This window comes from Arcicella rosea, assembly GCF_014204325.1.
GTDB lineage: Bacteria > Bacteroidota > Bacteroidia > Cytophagales > Spirosomataceae > Arcicella > Arcicella rosea_A.
Genome location: NZ_JACHKT010000003.1, coordinates 80,230 through 99,015, shown reverse-complemented (window position 1 = coordinate 99,015; position 18,786 = coordinate 80,230). Strand labels below are relative to the sequence as shown.

Sequence of the window (18,786 nt, the reverse complement as noted above, 5' to 3'; positions counted from 1 at the left end):
CGAAAAGAGGTATTTACTCAGCTAGTAAAGACCTCTTTTCGTATTAGCAATAAATTAGAATTTAATATTCAAACTTGCGTTAAAAATAGTACCTAATTGGCTAAACTGAGAGCCATCATAAGTAACTCTTGAGTAACGTCCGTTGAAGGTAATTAAATTATATTGTTCGTAATACTTTGCTGATGGTACATTGTTGTTTGCATCATAACGTGTTTTAACGCCTGTTTTAAGGTCAATAAAATCCCATTTTGGTAATACATTCAACACATTGTTTACATTAAATGTAAAAGTAGTTTTTGATGAGAATGGAATACTGATTGCTAAATCCGAAACGACTGCTGGAGTAAATTCAGTATCAGTATTAGCGTCTAAACCATTTTGATGGAAACGAGTTTTTCCAAATAAAGTATTATTCAAATTGATATTAATGCCTTTGATTAAATAATCGAATCCAAGAATTACTTTGTATTTTGGACGAGATGAAAACAATAAAGCATCTTGTGTTCTATCAAAAATTGATTTGTCAGCATCGGCTATCAATTTCGGGTTGTTGATTGAAGTATATTTATTTTCAAAAGTATAATTACCTGCTAAATTGATTCCCAATTTACCCATTCCCAATTCAACATTCTTCTGAGAAACTACAAAATCAAGCCCAGAAGTAGTTGTATTCAAAGCGTTCGCAAAGAAACTTACTGCAACAATACCATTTGATGTCAAAATGTTATCTAAAGCAGTATTGCCAGCTTCTGTTCCTTCAATTTCAGAACCTAAAACGATACGATCTTTTACTTTAATATTATAATAGTCGAAAGTAACACTCAGATTTTTCGTTGGATTCAAACCTAAACCTACTGTAAAGTTGGTTGATTTTTCAGGAGTCAATTTTGGTACTCCTAAAGCAAAAGCTTGTGGACTTACATTATTAACAACCCCTTTTGTTTGAATACCTTGACCTGGCACAAAACTAGCTTGTGCTTGTTGTTGATAAATTTGGTGTAATAAAGGTGCACGGAAACCAGTAGAATACGAACCACGCAATGTTACTTTATCTGTAAATTTATAACGTGAACTAATTTTATAAACTGTTGCATCGCCAAAATCGCTATAGTGTTCAGAACGTAAAGTACCATTCACTAAAAATTTATCGGTAATATCATATCCTAAATCTACGTATCCACCAAAGTTAAAACGAGTATTTGTTCCTGCATTGTTCGGAGTCGTTCCCGGAAAAGAATCCGCACCAGAGCCTACATAAGAAGAAGTATCTCCTACAAAAACAGTGAAGGTTTCTGCTCGAAACTCTGACCCAAACGAAAGACTCAACTTATCATTTACTTGTTTGGAAACATCAATATTTCCAACGTTGTGACTAAACTCATATCCTCCGGGTTTAAAATAAGTAGGCGAGCCTTTCCCTAAGCTACGATTTACAGAATTTGAAACTGTATATAATTGTTTGTTTCCACCAGTTGTAAAGCTTAAATCTGTTTTCCAACCATTTGATTCACTTTTGACACCGATGGTTGCAGTATAATCATTCAAATCTCCTTGGAAAGTAGGTACATACCCCAAATAGGTCTGTCCTGCTGGTGTTAAAAGTCCATTGTCAGTTGGTCTCCAATACGGAGTACGATAATTCGCAAAACTGTTTACTCTTTTATACACATAAGCAGCAGTGTAATACAATTCAGCTTTTTCGCCCACTGAATATCCACCATTTATTAAGAATTTAGCAGCGGTATTTTCTGGCTGACCATTAACATTTCCAGCATCGGGTTTAAGTGCCAAGAAACTCTTTACTTGTGCCAAAGGAGCACCAAAACCTAAACTAGCATCAGCTTCTGCATCAGCACTTACTTTACCTGGACGGTTTGCCAAAGTTGTACGGCTAAAATCAATCGTATAATTGATATATCCTTTTTCAAAATTCGAACCATTGTTCACCGAAAAACCAATGTGTTTTCCATCTCCTTTGGCAGTAATACCCATTGTAAGCGTAGCTGAACCATAATCAAACTTATCTTTTAAAATAATGTTCATTACGCCTGCAATTGCATCTGAACCATATTGAGCAGAAGCACCATCACGCAAAATCTCAACACGTTTAATGGCTTGTTGCGGGATTGCAGAAATATCAGCACCTGATTCTCCACGACCCGGAGAGGTCTGAATATACATCAATGCACTTGTGTTTTTACGTTTCCCATTAATCAAAATCAACGTTCGACTTGGTCCCATATTTCTAATTTCATAGGGGTCAAGTAATGAGGTAGCATCATTTACAGGAGTATTCACCGTATTGAATGAAGGTACTCGGTATTGAAGTGCTTTGTCGAAAGAAGTTTGTCCTGTAGATTTTAAATCTGCCGCAGAGAGAATATCAAGAGGGAGCGGCGTGTCGGTCATCGTTCTTTTAGAATTTCGGCTACCCGTTGAAATGACTACCTCTTCTAACTGATTACTAGCAACATCAAGCGAAACATTTAAAAAGCCAGTACTAACAGGCACATCTTTGGATGCATAACCAATGAAGGATACTGTTAGAACAGACACCGAGACGGGTACTTTCAGCGTAAACTCTCCTGAGCTGTTGGTTACTGTTCCGATTGATGTCCCTTTGGCAACAACAGAAGCTCCAGGTAATACAGCGCCATCCTTCGCATCTTTGACTTTACCAGTCAGGGTTTTGTCTTGGGCATAGTTTAGCCCCCTAAATCCTAGCATCGCTAGAATTGTAAGTAGAAAAATTTTTTTCATGTGTTTTTTAGAAAAGATTAATATTAATTTGGTTATTTTAACGAAAAGCTAAATAACTATTTGCAATATAACATAAAAACGATATTTTAATATACCCATCATTTTTTTTATTTATAAAGTCCCCAAAAAGGAATAATCATTTTTCAAGGAAAAATATAACTAAAAAAAGACTACAGTATTGAACACTATTTAAACTTGCTAAAATCATTCGGAAGGTGTTGATTAAATAGATTTTTCTTCTAATTTTATGAATACGTAATTGTAAAGAAAATGTCAATTTCTACTTCATATTGGTATCGCAAACCAACCTTTGGTGAAGTACAATTGTTTTCATAAATTTCCCATTAACACGTTAAACCCATAATGTATGCTTAGCAGAGTAGCAAATTCTATCTATTGGATGAATCGGTACATCGAACGTGCCGATAATTATGCCCGTTTTATTTCGGTAAACTTCAATTTAGCACTTGACTTACCTCCTGACGTACCTGAACAGTGGGAACCGCTGATTATTGCCACCGCCGATAATTATATCTTCCAGAAACATTATGATGCACCTACTCGTGAAAACGTGCTGTATTTTATGGCTTTTGATGTAAAAAATCCAAACTCGATTTTATCCTGTTTGCTTGAAGCCCGTGAAAATGCAAGAACCATTCGTGAGAGTATTTCTCGTGAAATGTGGGAGTACGTTAACCAAATTTATTGGACGGTAAAAGATGCTGCTGCCGAAAGTAAGTCATGGGAATTGGCACGGTACCAAGGTTTTTTAGAGAATATCAAAACGGGTAGCCAATTGTTTTATGGTATTGTTGATTCAACCATTACCAGAGGCGAAGGTTGGCATTTTGGGCGTTTGGGCAGATTAATTGAACGTGCAGATAAAACAACAAGATTCTTGGATGTAAAATACTTTACGCTCTTGCCTGAAATTGGTGCAGTAGGTTCACCGCTAGATTTGATGCTTTGGTCATCCGTATTAAAATCGGTGAGTGCTTATAATATGTTTCGTCAGCAGTACCAAGTAATGAATCCAACGGCGATTGTCGATTTTTTACTGCTAGATAAAAAATTCCCTCGCTCGGTTATGCACTGTATTCGTCAGGCAGAATTGTCATTATACGAAATTTCAGGTACTGCTATCACAGCTTCGTATTCAAATCCTGCCGAAAAAGCACTTAGTAAATTACGTTCTGAAGTAGAATTCACTGAAATTAAAGATATTTTTGATACGGGTTTACATCAATATCTTGATGAATTTCAACAAAAAAATAATGCTGTTGGTGCAGCAATCTTTAAAACGTATTTTGATTTAAAACCAGTAATTGAAGAAGAAATACACTTAAATATGGTAGAACAATAAGTAGTTTTTTTACTTTTGTATGTTAGTTATTTTTACTTATAACTAGCCAACCACTATTTACAAAAAAGCTGGAATCATTAGTTGACTATATAAATGATTTTGTACGATTAAACCTGCATATTAACGTTTGCTCGTTTAGAAACAAATCTTAATTGACTAATAGATTCAAACAAATTATCGACTGTGCAAATGACATACTGTTTAGGGATTAAAGTACGTGGAGGCATCGTGGCTATCGCTGACACTAGAATTACAGCTGGAACTGAGGTTTACTCCAACAAAAAGGTATCTATTCACGAAGTAGGTAACCATTCTCTTTTTATCATGACGGCTGGTCTAAGATCAGTACGAGATAAATCTATCATCTATTTTAACAGACTTACAGAAGAAAAAGGTTGCAAGTTTGACTATATGTACGAAGCTGTTAATGCCTTCGGTGATATGATTAGAAAAGTAGCTCAAGAAGACAAAGCAACGCTAAAAGCAGAGGGTTATAACTTCAATTTGCATTCAATTGTGGGCGGACAAATGCCACATGATGATGAACATAAATTGTTTTTGATTTTTCCTGAAGGCAATTGGATTGAGATTAATGAAGGCTTAAAGTACCAAATTATTGGTAATTCTAATTATGGAAAACCTTTGTTGAATCGTACTTTATCTTACGAAACTTCTTTAGAAGATGCCCTAAAATTAGGCTTCCTTTCATTCGATGCTACGCAAGTAAGTGCAAGCGATGTTGATTATCCGATTGATGTAATTGTTTATCAAAAAGATAGTTTCAATGTTATAGAACATCGCCTTACTAAAGATGATATGAGCGAAGTAACCAAAAAATGGAACGCTTTATTGAAAGATTCTGTCGATAATTTGCCAAACGAATGGCTACAAAATATTTTAGAAAAAAGCTGTGAAGTTCAATAAATAATAGAAGGCTTGATGTGTTTAAAGTATATCAAGCCTTCTGTTTCCGTTATCCATCATCCTCAAATTCATCATCTCCTTCTTCCAATTTCGGAATTTTATAATAACAGAACAGCATCATTTGTTGAATCAGATTAATCAAGTATTTCTTTGATCATTATAAATTCCGTTCCTTTTGATTAGCCACAAAATGAAAGAGTATATTTTTTTAAACGGACAAATTATTCCTGCCGAGAACGCTAATATCCATGTTAGTGACCTTGGTTTACTTCGAGGTTACGGCATTTTTGATTTTTTTCGTGCCATTGATGGAAAACCTATTTTTATAGAAGACCATCTCGACCGTTTTGAGAATTCAGCCAATTTAATGGGTTTAAAAATTCCTGCTTCTCGTGATGAACTTAGGAATATCATTTTAGAAATCATTCGCTTACATCCACAACATTTACTAGGCGTAAAAATGGTAATGACTGGCGGTTACTCTGCTGATGGTTATACTCCTGCGGAGCAATCTAATTTAATCGTCATGGGAAAACCTTTTGAATTCAAACCTGCTGATGTGGGGATGAAACTAATGAGTGTTGAATACCGAAGAGAAATCCCTGAAATTAAAACCCTCAATTATATTACTCCTATCAGGGCTTTAGCCAAAATAAAAGAATCTGGTGCAGATGATGTACTTTATCATCAAAATGGACTCATCTCAGAATCTTCTAGAAGTAATATTTTTGTCATTAAAAATGAAAAAATCATCACTCCTGTAGATGGTGCATTGTTTGGAGTAACAAGAAAACACGTGCTGAATATCGCTAAAAGGCATTTTGTAGTAGAGGAAAGAGACCTAAGTACACAAGAATATTGGGATGCCGACGAAGTATTTACGACTGGAAGCACCAAAAGAATTATCGCTATTACCCAAACCGATAACAAAGTATTTAGTGAAGGGAAAGTTGGAAAAATCACGAAAAAACTTCAAGATTTATTCTTGGAACATGAAAAAAACTTTAGTTAAACAGAGAGACAATTGTTTATCATAACAATTGCCTCTCTGTTTTATTTAGCAGCTTTTCGCTTTTTTTCTAATTCTTGTTGTTTCTTTTCTCGACTAGCCAAAGCTTTTAATTTCTTTTCCATTTCTACTGGGAAACCTAATAAATCTCTTAAAACGACCGAAGCACAGACACCTCCAAAAGCAGCTGGCATGTAAGAAATCGTACCATAAGCTGATTTTTTGTAGTTTGACCCATCCGTTAACATCAATGATTCTTCCATCATTTTTTCAGTAGAATAAACCGCTTTAATGCCCGAACGAATACCAAGTTTACGAAGTCGTTTTCTGACAAGTGATGCCAAGTAACATTCACGAGTATCAAATAAATCTGCGGTACGAATTTTTGTTGGGTCAACTTTACCGCCCGCTCCCATCGAACTTACAATTCTCAAGTTTTTTTGATATGCCGTTGTCAGCAACATCAATTTTGGCGTAATGGAATCAATACAATCCATCACATAATCAAATTTATTATTGGTTAAAATCTCTTCAACTGCTTCGGGTGAAAGAAATTGACGAATACTTGTTAGCTTCAATTCAGGATTAATTGCCAATAAACGTTCTTCCATTAAATCAGCTTTCGGCTGTCCGTGTGTGGTAGAAAGTGCAGGTAATTGTCTGTTTCTGTTAGAAGGGTCAACCACGTCTCCATCAACGATTGTCATTGTACCAACACCCGAACGAGCAATAAATTCTGCGGCAAAAGAGCCAACACCACCAAGCCCCACCACCAAAACGTGAGCATTTTGTAATTTCTGGATTCCTTCGTCTCCTATTAATAATTTGGTTCTTCCAAGCCAAGCTAAATCACTCATTTTTCAAAAATTATACTCATAAACTACAATGCTATGAGTTGATAAAAGGGCCATTTCCCCGATTTTACAAAATTACAGAACTATCACTAATTTTTTAAATCTAGCTCAGAATTGTAGAAAAAAAGCCACAATAAAGTTCATTTTGTAGAAATTATAGCATGGAAAAAAATTTTAACCATGCTTTTATAACTGGCATATAAATTTAAGTTCTGAGTTCAGAACACATTATTTTCAAACTTCTCACAACTATTAATAATAAAGATGAATAACCAAACGAACAATACAATCAGTGAAAAAATAAACGTTGACGGAATGGGTGCTATCGTCCATAACGAAGGAGTATTTTTTAGAGTTTGGGCACCAAATGCCCAAGAAGTAAGTGTTATTGGTTCATTCAATGATTGGAAACCTAATCAAGCTGTTCTTGAAAATGAAGGAAATGGCTATTGGAGTACAAATGTTCTTGAAGCAAAAGCTGGAGATGAATATAAATATTATCTAAAAACACCATCTGGGGAACTCCAACGGAATGACCCTTACGCACGCAAACTAACTAATTCCGTAGGGAATTCAATTGTATATGACCAAAACGATTTTGACTGGGAAAAAGATAATTTTCAGATGCCAACTTGGAATAAATTGGTTATCTATGAACTGCATGTGGGTACTTACCATGTAAAAAATAAAGGAAAGGTTGGCGATTTTTATAGCCTCATCGAAAAACTGGATTATTTAAAAGACCTTGGTATCAATGCTATAGAAGTAATGCCTCCTTTTGAATTCCCTGGCGATTTTTCTTGGGGCTATAATCCATCTCACCCATTTGCCATAGAATCAAGCTATGGTGGACCAGATGCTTTTAAGGCTTTTATCAAAGCTGCTCATGAGCGTGGCATCGCTGTCATTTTGGACGTTGTTTACAATCATTTTGGGCCAACAGATATGGATCTTTGGCAATTTGACGGTTGGCAAGAAAACGGAATGGGCGGTATTTATTTCTATAACGATTGGCGAGCGACTACTCCATGGGGAGAAACTCGCCCCGATTATGGCAGACCAGAAGTACGCCAATATATTCGTGATAATGCAATGATGTGGCTTGAAGAATTTAGGGTAGATGGATTAAGAATGGACATGACACCATACATCAGAAATGTAAAAGCCAATGAAGATTCAGGTGCTACTTTACAAGAAGGTTTAAGTTTAATTAGATGGATTAATAGTGATGTAGCTAAAAAATTTCCTTGGAAAATAATTATTGCTGAAGATTTACATGGATTAGATTCAATAACTGATCATCTAGGAAACGAATGTGGTTTAGGTTTTGGTAGTCAATGGGATGCCGATTTTGTTCATCCTATCAGAAAAGTGTTGATTGAGCAAGAAGACGAAAATCGCAATATGGAAAGTATTTGTTTGGCACTTCTTAATAAATATTCTGGCGATACTTTTAAAAGAGTAATCTACACAGAATCGCATGATGAAGTATCCAATGGCAAAGCAAGAGTAGCAGAAGAAATTGCATTTGATAATGTAAATAATTGGTTCTCTAAAAAAAGAGCATCATTGGGTACTGCTTTAGTAATGACTACGGGAGGTATCCCGATGTTATTTCAAGGACAAGAATTATTGGAAGATAAATGGTTTTCAGATACTGACCCAATCGACTGGACAAGGGCTGAAAAGTTCAAAGCTTTTATAGGTTTACATAAAGATTTAATAAAACTTCGGTTAAATCATTATAATAATACCGAAGGTTTATCGGGACAAAATACTCAAATTATCAGAGTAGATGAAACACATAAAATCATTGTTTTTCAACGATGGTGCAAAGGTGGGAAAGGCGATAATACTGTCGTTATTCTAAATTTCTCCAATAAATTTTATGATGATTTGGATATAGGTTTTCCACAAGGTGGATTGTGGAAACTAAGATTCAATAGCGATTGGGAAGGCTATGATAATGACTTCGCTAATTTTGATTCACATCAAATCAATACACAAGCTGGTAATTATGATAATATGCAACATTATGCTACAATGTCAATTGCCGCTTATACAGCATTGATATTTTCACAAGATAAAGACGAATAATTAGCGGTGGGTAGAGGGCATATATTCACAAGGAATGTTACGGCATTCCTTGTGTTGTTCTATAAAGACAGAAATCTTGCCTCAAAATATAAATATTCCGTTGTTTAATACGGTATTTATGTCAAAACAATGAACACTTCTTTCTATAAGCAATATCAATGAGTCTTTTAGAGTTCCATAAACAAACAGTATTAAAACCTTAAATTTCAAATATATCTCATGAAAAAATTAAGTCTTATTACCTTGATAATGAGTTTGTTCGTTATCAATGCTTTTGCACAATCGCCTGATACCATTTTCAATAAATATTACCAAAGTACTGGTGGATTGCCTCTTTGGAAAAAAGTAAAAACTTATACATTGAAACAGTCGTTCGTAGCCAATGCCGCAACTGATTATGACATGGAAGTGAAGGCTTCGTTAACGGATAAATCTATGCTAAAAACCAAAACTATCATGAAACGTAGTTTCATTTATGGCGTAGGTAAAACAGATGCTTTCTTGAAAATTCCAACGGGAAGCCGTGATAAAGCTATTGTTTATGATGTGAAAGATTTGAGTGCGAAAGAACAGGGAAATATGAAAAGAGAAGTAGATGATTTCCTTTTACCTTTCTTGAATTATGAACAAAAAGGCTATATCGCTACTTATGTTGGTTTAGAAGTAATTGGTGCACAAAGATTACACCATATTGAATTAAAAGGTAAAGACATCAAACACGATTTGTATTTCGATAATATTACCAATTTCTTAACGAAAGCAAAATACAAATTGCCAAGTGGAGAAGAAATTACTCAAGACTACAACGTTTATACAACATCTGATTTCGGTTTAAAATACCCTTCGGCTGGAACTTATTATAGTAGCATTGATAAAAAAACGGTTAAATTGACAAACGTTTTCGTTTTCAATCCAACTTTTGAAGTAACTACTTTCAAACGTTAATATATCTAGGTTTAATATCAATCCAATCGAAAGGTTGGATTGATATTTTTTTGTATAAAAAAACAGTCTATTCAAAACATCCCTATTATCTTTTCTTTTAAAATTAAAAGGTCTACCATCCTTTTAACTAGCTTTAAACCACATGAAAAAGACTAAATGAAACAGTTTGTAAAAATAGCGAGCATCATTTTTCTAAGTTTGGTACTTATTCTGATAAGTCTAATCTTTTACTTCAGAACGCCCGCTGGTGAATTGTATCTAACCGAAAAAGTAGTTTTTTATCTTCAAAAAAAAATCAACAAATCATTTTCTATCAAAAGAATTAGCTACAATATTCCAGATTGGATTGCTTTAGAAGGTGTTTATTTGCCTGATAGTAAAAACGACACCTTACTTTATGGTAACAAAATGCGTTTGGATATTGATATGCTGGCTTTGTTAAAAAACAAAGTAAGTATCAATAAAATAGAATTAGATAATATTAATCTCAATATAAAACGCACGCTGCCAGATACAACTTTCAATTTCAACTACATCTTAAAAGCATTTGAAAGTACTGAAAAAAGTAGTGAAACAAGCAAAGGCTCTCCTTTAGAATATCAATTATCCAATATTCTCCTCAAACAAGTTAATATCGCATATCTCGATGATGTAACTGGCGTTGATGCAAAAGTTAGACTAGAAAATGCCCAAACATCTTTCAAAGCCATTGACCCAAGTACTTCAAAATATCATTTAGATAAAGTATCCTTAAATGGCGGAAATTTATCTCTTCGCATTTATGAAGCTTTGGCAAAAACACCTGAAAGTACTGTAAAATCAGACAGTTTAGATGTAGCTTTTGGAGAATTTGATGCTAAAAATATTCAATGGAAAATCACAGAAGAAAGTGCTGGCTTAGTCAATACAGTAAAATTAGGTTCATTGAATGTAAAAGGCGATAAACTTTACTTAGCTGGCGAACAAGTACATTTAAAATCGGTAAATCTTTACAATACCGACGCAAAAGTAACTTTCTTGAAAAAAGTAAAAAAAGAAAAAGTAAAGACTCAAACAGCAACATCATCACCCAATAACTGGAAAGTATTGGTCGATAAAATAATTTTGGACGGCAATAACATTCAGTACCAAGACTTAAACCAAGTTGCCTTAAAAAAAGGATTAGACTATAACAATCTAAAAATCAATAATTTAAAAGCAAACTTAGAACGTTTTCGTTTCTCACCCGATAATATTTCGGGTTGGTTATATTCGAGTTCATTCAAAGAAAAATCTGGTTTTGAATTACAAAAATTCCAGACAGATTTTGCCTATACCAACCGTCAGACGTTTTTGAAGAAACTCTATGTAAAAACGCCCAACACGATTTTAAGAGATGAATTATCGTTGAGTTACGCTTCATTTGAGCAATTCAGTAAAAATATTGGTGCTTCTAAAATCAAACTTAATCTCAAAAATAGTCAGATTGCATTCAAAGATATTTTATTGTTAATGCCAGATTTTGCCCAAATACCTCCTTTCAAAGGCAATGAAAAAGCTTTGCTAAAAGTAGATGGTTTAGCAACGGGTACAGTTAATAATTTAAAAATTAGCAAGTTTTCAATCACTGGATTCGGGCAAGCTAAAGCCAATTTACAAGGAGTAATCACAGGTTTGCCAGACGTCAATAAAATGGCTTTAAAACTAAATATCAAAGAGGTTTCGCTCACTAAAAATGATATTTTAAAATTAGCCCCAGCCAATAGCATTCCTAGTAATATTGAGTTGCCACAAAAAGTAAATTTAGTAGGAAGAATCAATGGAAAAATTCAAAATTTAGCCATTAATGCTAAAGTAAAAACCGATATGGGCGGTGCTTCTTTTAATGGAAAACTGATCAATATTACTGCCGATAAAAATCAACAATACGAAGGCGTAATGAGTTTGGATGCTTTTGAAATGGGCAAATTCATTAAACAAACAGAAAACGTAGGCAAATTAACGCTCAATGCAAAAGTAAAAGGGAAAGGCTTAGACTTAAAAACGATGAATACTGCTATTGAAGGCACTATTCAACAAGCAGAAGTAAAAGGCTACAATTATAAAAATTTAGTGTTTGAAAGTAATATTGCTAATCAAATCGCTCAAATCAAAGCACATATTACTGACCCAAACATTTCTCTGAAAATCGATACTAAAGTTGATTTATCTCAAAATTTTCCTGGCATAAAAGGAAATGTTGAAATTGCTGAATTAAACCTAAAACCTTTAGGATTTTATGCTGATAACATTGGAATTCATGGGAATATTGATGTAGATATGCCATCAACCGACCCAAACAATCCAAACGGAAAAATTACTATTCACGAAGCAACGCTTTTTCAAGATGGAAAGCCAATAAGTATTGAAAACACGACATTGACTGCCCAAAATACCAAAGATGGCAGAAGGTTTGATATTCAATCGCCATTCTTAATTGCTAATATCAAAGGTGATTTTAATTACTTGCAGCTATCGGATATTTTCATCAGTAATATCAATCGTTATTTTACCATTCCTGATATTACTTTCACGCCAATTACGGAGCCTTACAAACTTTCTATTGAGGCAAAAATGGTAAAACATCCAGTTTTCAAGGCTTTTTTGCCGGGTCTTACCAAACTTGATACAGTTCGTTTTTCGGCTTTACTGAATAGTCAGGCTGATACGCTGATGAAAATGTCTTTATTCTCGCCTAATCTGGAATATGATACCATCAAAATTTCTAATGTAAAAGTAAACCTGAGTGCCAACGCTGAAAAGTTGACTTATCAAGCGTCACTTTCAGGTGTTGAAATGAGTAGCTTTAATGTCCGAAAAACATTTTTAAATGGAACTGTAGCGAATAATACGGCAACTTTTAAAGCTGTTTTTAAAGATTCTATCGACCAAGATAGAAATGAAGTAGCGGGTTTGGTTCAGAATTTTGACAATCAATACAGAGTTCGACTGGTTAAAGGTGGTTTGAAATTAAATTATAAAAATTGGGAAGTTGATTCAACGGGTTTTGTGCAATATGGAAAAGCGGGTTTACTCGTCAATCATTTTCAAATGGAGCAAGAGAAGCAGCGTTTATTCGTTAACAGTACTTCTACCGAAGCCAACGGCCCTATTAATATTACTGCCGAAAATTTCAGAATTGAAAACTTTGTCACACTTTTCGTGACGGATTCTTTAATGGCTGGCGGACAAATTGATGGACAAATTTTACTGAGTAATTATATGGTTTCGCCATCGTTTACTGGCGATGTAAAGGTGACAGATTTTACTTTCCAACAAAGCCCGATTGGGAATATAGCCGTAAATGTATTTAACGAAACTGCTGAAAAAATCACTGCAAAAGCTACTTTATTAAGTGCTAAAAACGATTTACAACTCACTGGAAATTATTACCTCAATAGCGAAAATCCACTCGATTTTAAATTATCTATCAATAAACTTGGTGCAGAAACGGTACAAGCGTTCAGTTTTGGTCAGCTCAAACAAGCCAAAGGTATTTTACAAGGACAAGCCACCATCAAAGGCTCAAGTACTCAGCCACAAATTCTGGGTGATTTAGGTTTTAGCAATGTTGGTTTCAACATTACACAATTAGGTAGCCGTTATTTGATTGACAAACAAAAACTGTTTTTTGAAGGGGAAACCATTCAGCTCAAACAATTTACCCTCAGTGATACTTTGAATCAACCATTGAAAATTGATGGAACCGTTTCGTTGGCAAATATTCCAGAAGTAAGATATGATTTGACGATTAATACCAAAAACTTCATGGTGTTGAATTCTAGCCGAAAAGACAATGATTTTTTCTACGGAAAAGGCTTTGTTGATGCTAGTTTATCAGTTCAGGGTGTTTCGTCGGCAGCTAAAATTGAAGGTGATATTAAAGTACGTGAAAATAGCAATATTTCTATCATCGTTCCTGAAAGCTTCGACGAACAAAGTGAAAGCGATGGGGTTGTGGTTTTTGTCAACCATCAAAACGAAGCACTCGTCAAGGAAGATTCTACCACGAAAGTATCACTCATGAATGATTTCGTTTCGGAAATGTCGTTAAATATTGAAGCTGACGATAAATCTGAATTTACCATTGTGGTTGATGAATTGAATGGCGACAATCTTAAAGTAAAAGGAAATGCCAGACTAAATGCTGGATTAAGTGCTGATGGACAACCATTTATTTTAGGTTCTTACGATTTAACAGAAGGCAGTTACGGCTTAACTTTTGAAGTATTGAAGCGTCAATTTTCTATCGAAAAAGGCAGTAATATCATTTGGTCTGGCGACCCAATGAATGCAGAAGTAAACATTACGGCAGTTTATAATACAGAAACGTCTCCGCTAGATTTAATGACAAACGAAACGGATGACGATACTCGTTTCAGACAAAAAATTCAATTCGATGTTTTATTAACGATGGCTGGGCGATTGACAAAACCAGACATTTCCTTCAAAATTCGACCGTCAAAAACACAAAAACTAGTCAGTAGTTCGGTGATTACAGACGTACAAAACCGTTTGAATAAGCTGGATGCCAACGAAGTAAACAAACAAGTATTTGCTTTATTGATTTTAAATAGATTTTTCTCAGAGAAATCTTCCGACTTTTTCTCAAGCAGTGGCGGGGCAAATCCAGAAGCTTTGGCACGACAAAGTGTAAGTAAATTACTTTCAGACCAATTAGATATGTTGGCATCCGACCTCATCAAAGGCGTAGATTTAGACGTGAATTTATCGTCAACACAAGATTTTTTCAATGGAAAATCAAGTGCTAGAACCGATTTAAGTTTGGGTTTATCAAAAGCTTTCTTCAATGATAAAATTGAAATTAAAGTAGGTAGAAATTTTGAATTAGAAAACAAAACGAGCATCACGAGGAATTCCGCAGAAGTATTTGATAACATTACCGTCAACTACAAACTGACAAATGATGGACGTTATCTTTTTAAAGCATTCAGAAAAAATCAATTTCAGTCTGTTTTAGATGGTTTTGTGGTTGAAACAGGCGTAGGTTTCACCGTGACAATAGAGTATGGGACTTTCAAAGAAATTTTCAAAAAGCCAAAAAGTAAATAGCTTTTCTCCAGCAAGAAATCAACATGAATAATCGAAATTTTACATATTCTTCAGCATTCAGGAAAAGTTTATCTTTACAAAAGATACTATCACTCCTATTGCTATGCACAGCATTGTTTATTTCAGGCTGTTCAGTTACCAAAAAATTACCCGCTGGCGAAAGCCTTTACGTTGGTGCGAGTATTAAGATACAAGCAGACTCAGCTGTCAATAAAAAAGAAATTGCTACCGTAAAAACCCAGCTTGAAGCTTTTGTAAAGCCAAAGCCAAATTCTGCCATTTTAGGTTTTCCATACAAAGTTTGGTTTTATTACTTGTTTGGTGAGCCAAAAAGCGAATCAGGGTTTAAAAGCTTTTTCAGAAAAAGATTTGGCGAACCGCCAGTGTTGGCAAGTAGAAGTGTAATTGGTGCTAATGCTAAACAAATTGGCTTATTGTTGAACAACCAAGGATATTTTCGTTCTACAGCTTCAGGAGTACTTACTGAAAAAAATCGTAAAACGACAGCAGACTATACCATTAATTTACATGAAAGATACATTGTTGACACCATCAAATTTTCTACGAAAGATACTTCTGTTTTCGGTAAAGCCTTTGTTGCTTCACAAACAAGGTCTTTAATAAAAAAAGGAACGCCTTATCAGTTCGATATGATTAGTGCCGAACGAGAGAGAATTGACAATTTGCTAAAAAGAAGAGGTTTCTATTATTTCAGACCCGATTTTATTATCATCAAGGCAGACTCATCTTTAGCTACTCATAAAGTAAATCTCACTTTTGAAGTAAAACCTTCTACCTCACAAGTTGCTAAAAAATTGTACTTTATCAGAGATGTACACGTGTTGGCAGATTATGGTGAAAGTGCAGTAAATGATAGTATTAAAGACTTAGAAAGTAATTATAAAGGCATCAAAATATTCGATAGAACAGGTTCTTTCCGACCTAAAATTTTTGCTGACGCAATAGGTTTTCGTCGTGGAGGAAAATATGGGAGTGCTATTCAAGATGTATCTTTGTCGAGATTAATCAACTTAAATGGAAATTTCAAATTTGTTAAAAATACTTTTGAATTAGTACCACGTTCAGATTCTGCACTGTTAGATGTATTTTACTTCTTAACACCCTTAAAAGCAAAATCTGTTGTGGCAGACTTAAATGCAACGACAAAATCGAACAATTATACGGGGTCAAATATCAGTATTTCGTGGTTAAACAAAAATACCTTCAAGGGGGCAGAATTATTAAAAATTACAGCAAACGCTGGTTTAGAATTCCAAGTTGGTGGAGCAAGCAGTACGGTTGGGGCTTTAAATACGACACGTTTTTCGATAGAAAGTAACCTTTCTTTACCAAGATTTACCATTCCATTCGTCACGATAAATCCTACAAGGAATCAGGCTCTTCCAAAAACAAATATTAATATTGGCTATGAGCAGCTAAAAAGAGGTGGCTTGTACGACCTTACTTCTCTCAGAACATCTTTGACTTATGCTTGGAAACAAAATGCTTCCATTGAACATTCTGTAACACCACTTTTAGTCAATTTAGTAAAAGCCTCTAATTTTAGTGAAGACTTTGCGTTGGAATATTTCCGAAATCCGATTTTGTACGAAGAGATTTTAGACAATAAAATTATCATGAGTACGGCTTATACATTCTCGTATATGCCACAAAATAGAGCTAATAGCCGACATAATTTTTCATTTACTGGCGGTGTAGAAGTAGCAGGAAATTTAGCGAGTTTATTGGCAAAATTAGGTTCAAACGACGATGCTTCAGTTTCTACACTTTTTGGGGTAACTTATCCACAATATGCAAGGTTCGATGCTGACTTTAGATATGGTTATCGTTTAACACAAAACCTTCGTTTAGCGAATCGTTTCTTAGTGGGTTATGGATTACCCTATGGAAATTCTTTCTTTCTACCGACGGTCAAGCAATATGTAGCAGGTGGAAATAACAGTATTCGTGCTTTCCCAGCAAGAACCATTGGTCCAGGAAGTTATTTAAGAACAGGCTCTTTACTAGAGCAAACCATTGGCGGACAATCTGGTGATATTAAATTAGAATTTAATACTGAATTAAGAGCCAAGTTTAATCAATACATTCACGGAGCAATTTTTGTAGATGCAGGAAACGTTTGGATGCAAAAAGATGCTGACATTTATGGTGCTGATGCCGTTTTTACGAAAGACTTTTATAAACAAGTAGCCATTGGTACAGGAATAGGTTTACGATTTGACTTTAGTTATTTAATCCTCCGTTTTGATTTAGCAACGCCCGTCAGAAAACCATATTTACAAGAAAATGAACGATGGGTTTTAAAAGATTTCAATTTGGGAAATCCTGAATGGCGAAAAGAAAATCTAGTTCTAAATATCGCCATTGGTTATCCTTTCTAAACAAACATTAGTCATCCCGAATTTTAAAATCACAAAAAAGCGGTCAAAAAACTAATTTCGACCGCTTTTTTATGATTGATGGGCAACGAATTCCTACTGTTTGAGCGAAGCGAGTTTAGGAATTCTTGAATTTCTTTTGTTACTTTTCTTGTTTCAAGACAAGAAAAGTAAGGATTGTACAATAATAAATAAAAAAACCTCTCAAATCGTCCTAAACCTCACTATTCTAAGAAAAAATTCGGGATGACTCATGTTTGTATGAATTGAAATTACGCTTAATGAATTTTGTAAGAAAGTCCAAAAGATAAATTTGTTCCTCGCTTACCAACAAGCCCTACATTTAAGTTGGCAAATGCACCTAAATTCTTAAATAAGAAAAGTCTTCCGCCAGCTTGTGCATAAAGAGCAGTACCTGAACCATCTAAGATTTTACCATAAATTCCACCCACATAAGGGTCAAACTTACTTGGTTTTTGATTATCCTCTCCAGAGAAGTGATAATTTAAACCTACACCCAAGAAACCATCTTCATACATACCATTTTTTCCATACCAAGCTCTAGCTTCCAAACCAATGTTTCTGGCTAAACCAAATTCACTAGCCAACAGAATAGGTAGTACATTATCTTTATACATAATACCACCTTCAACTACTAATAAACCCCTATAAAATACAGGAAGAACCTTAACACTCTCTGAAGTAACTACTTCTACATGCGTTTCTGTAGCAACTTTATTAACGTTTTGCTTTGCTCCTTTTACGATGGTATCTACTTCTATTACAACAGTACGTTTGATTGTATCAGATTGTTGTGCATTTACTGACAAAGAAAATAACGCTATTGAGAGCGTTAATATAGATAATTTTAAAGCTATTATTTTTTTCATAAATCTAATTTTTAAAAAATGTTACTTAAATCAATACATAAATTATACCAAAACCAGAGTATGTATTTTAGGGGAATTTTGTCCCTATCTTGGGGTAATTTAAGTATTTAAAATGACTGTTTTGAAAAGCTTGATTAAAAATTTTGCTATAAAACAAAAAAGGAATAGCTTATAGAAGCTGTTCCTTTAACCAAAAACCCTAACTGCTTAATTAGTATTATTATCTAAAAAGATTCTGTCTAAAAAATGCCAAATCAACGCTCCAACCTCCCTTTTTGGCTTATTTAATAAGAGTTTTAGGTAAAAAGGCAAAGGGAGTATTCTCCCTATCCTTTATCGAATACCTAACCATTACTAAATTAATAATCTTTGAAGTTGCTAAAACTTAGTTTATAAGAAACAGGGAAATCCATTCAACTTCCCTGTTTAACTATGCTATAACCACTTTTAACTT

Annotated in this window: 10 protein-coding genes; 7 read left to right on the top strand and 3 right to left on the bottom strand. The window is 34.4% G+C overall.

The window, feature by feature from the left end; all coding sequences use genetic code 11:
* Positions 1-54: 54 nt before the first annotated feature.
* On the bottom strand, positions 55-2,760 hold the full coding sequence (locus HNP25_RS03225; protein ID WP_184130197.1) for a TonB-dependent receptor: 2,706 nt from the start codon (positions 2,758-2,760) through the stop codon (positions 55-57).
* A gap of 367 nt (positions 2,761-3,127) precedes the next feature.
* On the opposite strand from HNP25_RS03225, the gene HNP25_RS03220 reads away from it, so the two are divergent.
* From HNP25_RS03220 to HNP25_RS03210, 3 genes are all read left to right on the top strand, one after another.
* Positions 3,128-4,123, top strand: a complete 996-nt coding sequence (locus HNP25_RS03220; RefSeq protein WP_184130193.1) for an alpha-E domain-containing protein — start codon at positions 3,128-3,130, stop codon at positions 4,121-4,123.
* 189 nt (positions 4,124-4,312) lie between these two features.
* Positions 4,313-5,047, top strand: coding sequence for a proteasome-type protease (locus tag HNP25_RS03215; protein WP_184130190.1), 735 nt, complete (start codon positions 4,313-4,315; stop codon positions 5,045-5,047).
* A 190-nt stretch (positions 5,048-5,237) separates the two neighbouring features.
* Positions 5,238-6,059 carry an aminotransferase class IV gene (locus tag HNP25_RS03210; RefSeq protein ID WP_184130187.1) on the top strand — a complete coding sequence of 274 codons (822 nt, stop codon included), beginning with the start codon at positions 5,238-5,240 and terminating at the stop codon, positions 6,057-6,059.
* Positions 6,060-6,100: 41 nt separating this feature from the next.
* Here the strand turns inward: HNP25_RS03210 and HNP25_RS03205 are convergent, their stop codons facing one another.
* Positions 6,101-6,913, bottom strand: a complete 813-nt coding sequence (locus HNP25_RS03205) for a tRNA threonylcarbamoyladenosine dehydratase (protein ID WP_184130184.1) — start codon at positions 6,911-6,913, stop codon at positions 6,101-6,103.
* Between the two features lie 261 nt (positions 6,914-7,174).
* Here HNP25_RS03205 and HNP25_RS03200 point away from each other — a divergent pair, with 261 nt between their 5' ends.
* The 4 genes from HNP25_RS03200 (at position 7,175) to tamL (ending at position 17,445) form a co-directional block, all read left to right on the top strand.
* Positions 7,175-9,007 (top strand): alpha-amylase family glycosyl hydrolase, encoded by a 1,833-nt coding sequence (locus tag HNP25_RS03200; RefSeq protein WP_229202776.1) that lies wholly within the window; start codon positions 7,175-7,177, stop codon positions 9,005-9,007.
* Between the two features lie 219 nt (positions 9,008-9,226).
* Positions 9,227-9,952: a hypothetical protein gene (locus tag HNP25_RS03195; protein ID WP_184130181.1), complete on the top strand. Its 726-nt coding sequence runs from the start codon at positions 9,227-9,229 to the stop codon at positions 9,950-9,952.
* Between the two features lie 156 nt (positions 9,953-10,108).
* The gene (locus HNP25_RS03190) at positions 10,109-15,043 is read left to right on the top strand and encodes a translocation/assembly module TamB domain-containing protein (RefSeq protein ID WP_184130178.1); all 4,935 of its coding nucleotides are present in this window, start codon (positions 10,109-10,111) and stop codon (positions 15,041-15,043) included.
* Positions 15,044-15,066: 23 nt separating this feature from the next.
* Positions 15,067-17,445: a translocation and assembly module lipoprotein TamL gene (tamL, locus tag HNP25_RS03185; RefSeq protein ID WP_184130175.1), complete on the top strand. Its 2,379-nt coding sequence runs from the start codon at positions 15,067-15,069 to the stop codon at positions 17,443-17,445.
* A 275-nt stretch (positions 17,446-17,720) separates the two neighbouring features.
* Here the strand turns inward: tamL and HNP25_RS03180 are convergent, their stop codons facing one another.
* Positions 17,721-18,332, bottom strand: coding sequence for a hypothetical protein (locus tag HNP25_RS03180; protein WP_184130173.1), 612 nt, complete (start codon positions 18,330-18,332; stop codon positions 17,721-17,723).
* Between the last annotated feature and the right edge of the window lie 454 nt (positions 18,333-18,786).

Excerpts from the sequence above, each read along its gene's own strand:
- HNP25_RS03205 (WP_184130184.1), bottom strand. The coding sequence starts at position 6,913 with ATGAGTGATTTAGCTTGGCTTGGAAGAACCAAATTATTAATAGGAGAC.
- HNP25_RS03215 (WP_184130190.1), top strand. The coding sequence starts at position 4,313 with ATGACATACTGTTTAGGGATTAAAGTACGTGGAGGCATCGTGGCTATC.
- HNP25_RS03190 (WP_184130178.1), top strand. The coding sequence starts at position 10,109 with ATGAAACAGTTTGTAAAAATAGCGAGCATCATTTTTCTAAGTTTGGTA.
- HNP25_RS03180 (WP_184130173.1), bottom strand. The coding sequence starts at position 18,332 with ATGAAAAAAATAATAGCTTTAAAATTATCTATATTAACGCTCTCAATA.
- HNP25_RS03225 (WP_184130197.1), bottom strand. The coding sequence starts at position 2,760 with ATGAAAAAAATTTTTCTACTTACAATTCTAGCGATGCTAGGATTTAGG.
- HNP25_RS03210 (WP_184130187.1), top strand. The coding sequence starts at position 5,238 with ATGAAAGAGTATATTTTTTTAAACGGACAAATTATTCCTGCCGAGAAC.
- HNP25_RS03200 (WP_229202776.1), top strand. The coding sequence starts at position 7,175 with ATGAATAACCAAACGAACAATACAATCAGTGAAAAAATAAACGTTGAC.
- tamL (WP_184130175.1), top strand. The coding sequence starts at position 15,067 with ATGAATAATCGAAATTTTACATATTCTTCAGCATTCAGGAAAAGTTTA.
- HNP25_RS03220 (WP_184130193.1), top strand. The coding sequence starts at position 3,128 with ATGCTTAGCAGAGTAGCAAATTCTATCTATTGGATGAATCGGTACATC.
- HNP25_RS03195 (WP_184130181.1), top strand. The coding sequence starts at position 9,227 with ATGAAAAAATTAAGTCTTATTACCTTGATAATGAGTTTGTTCGTTATC.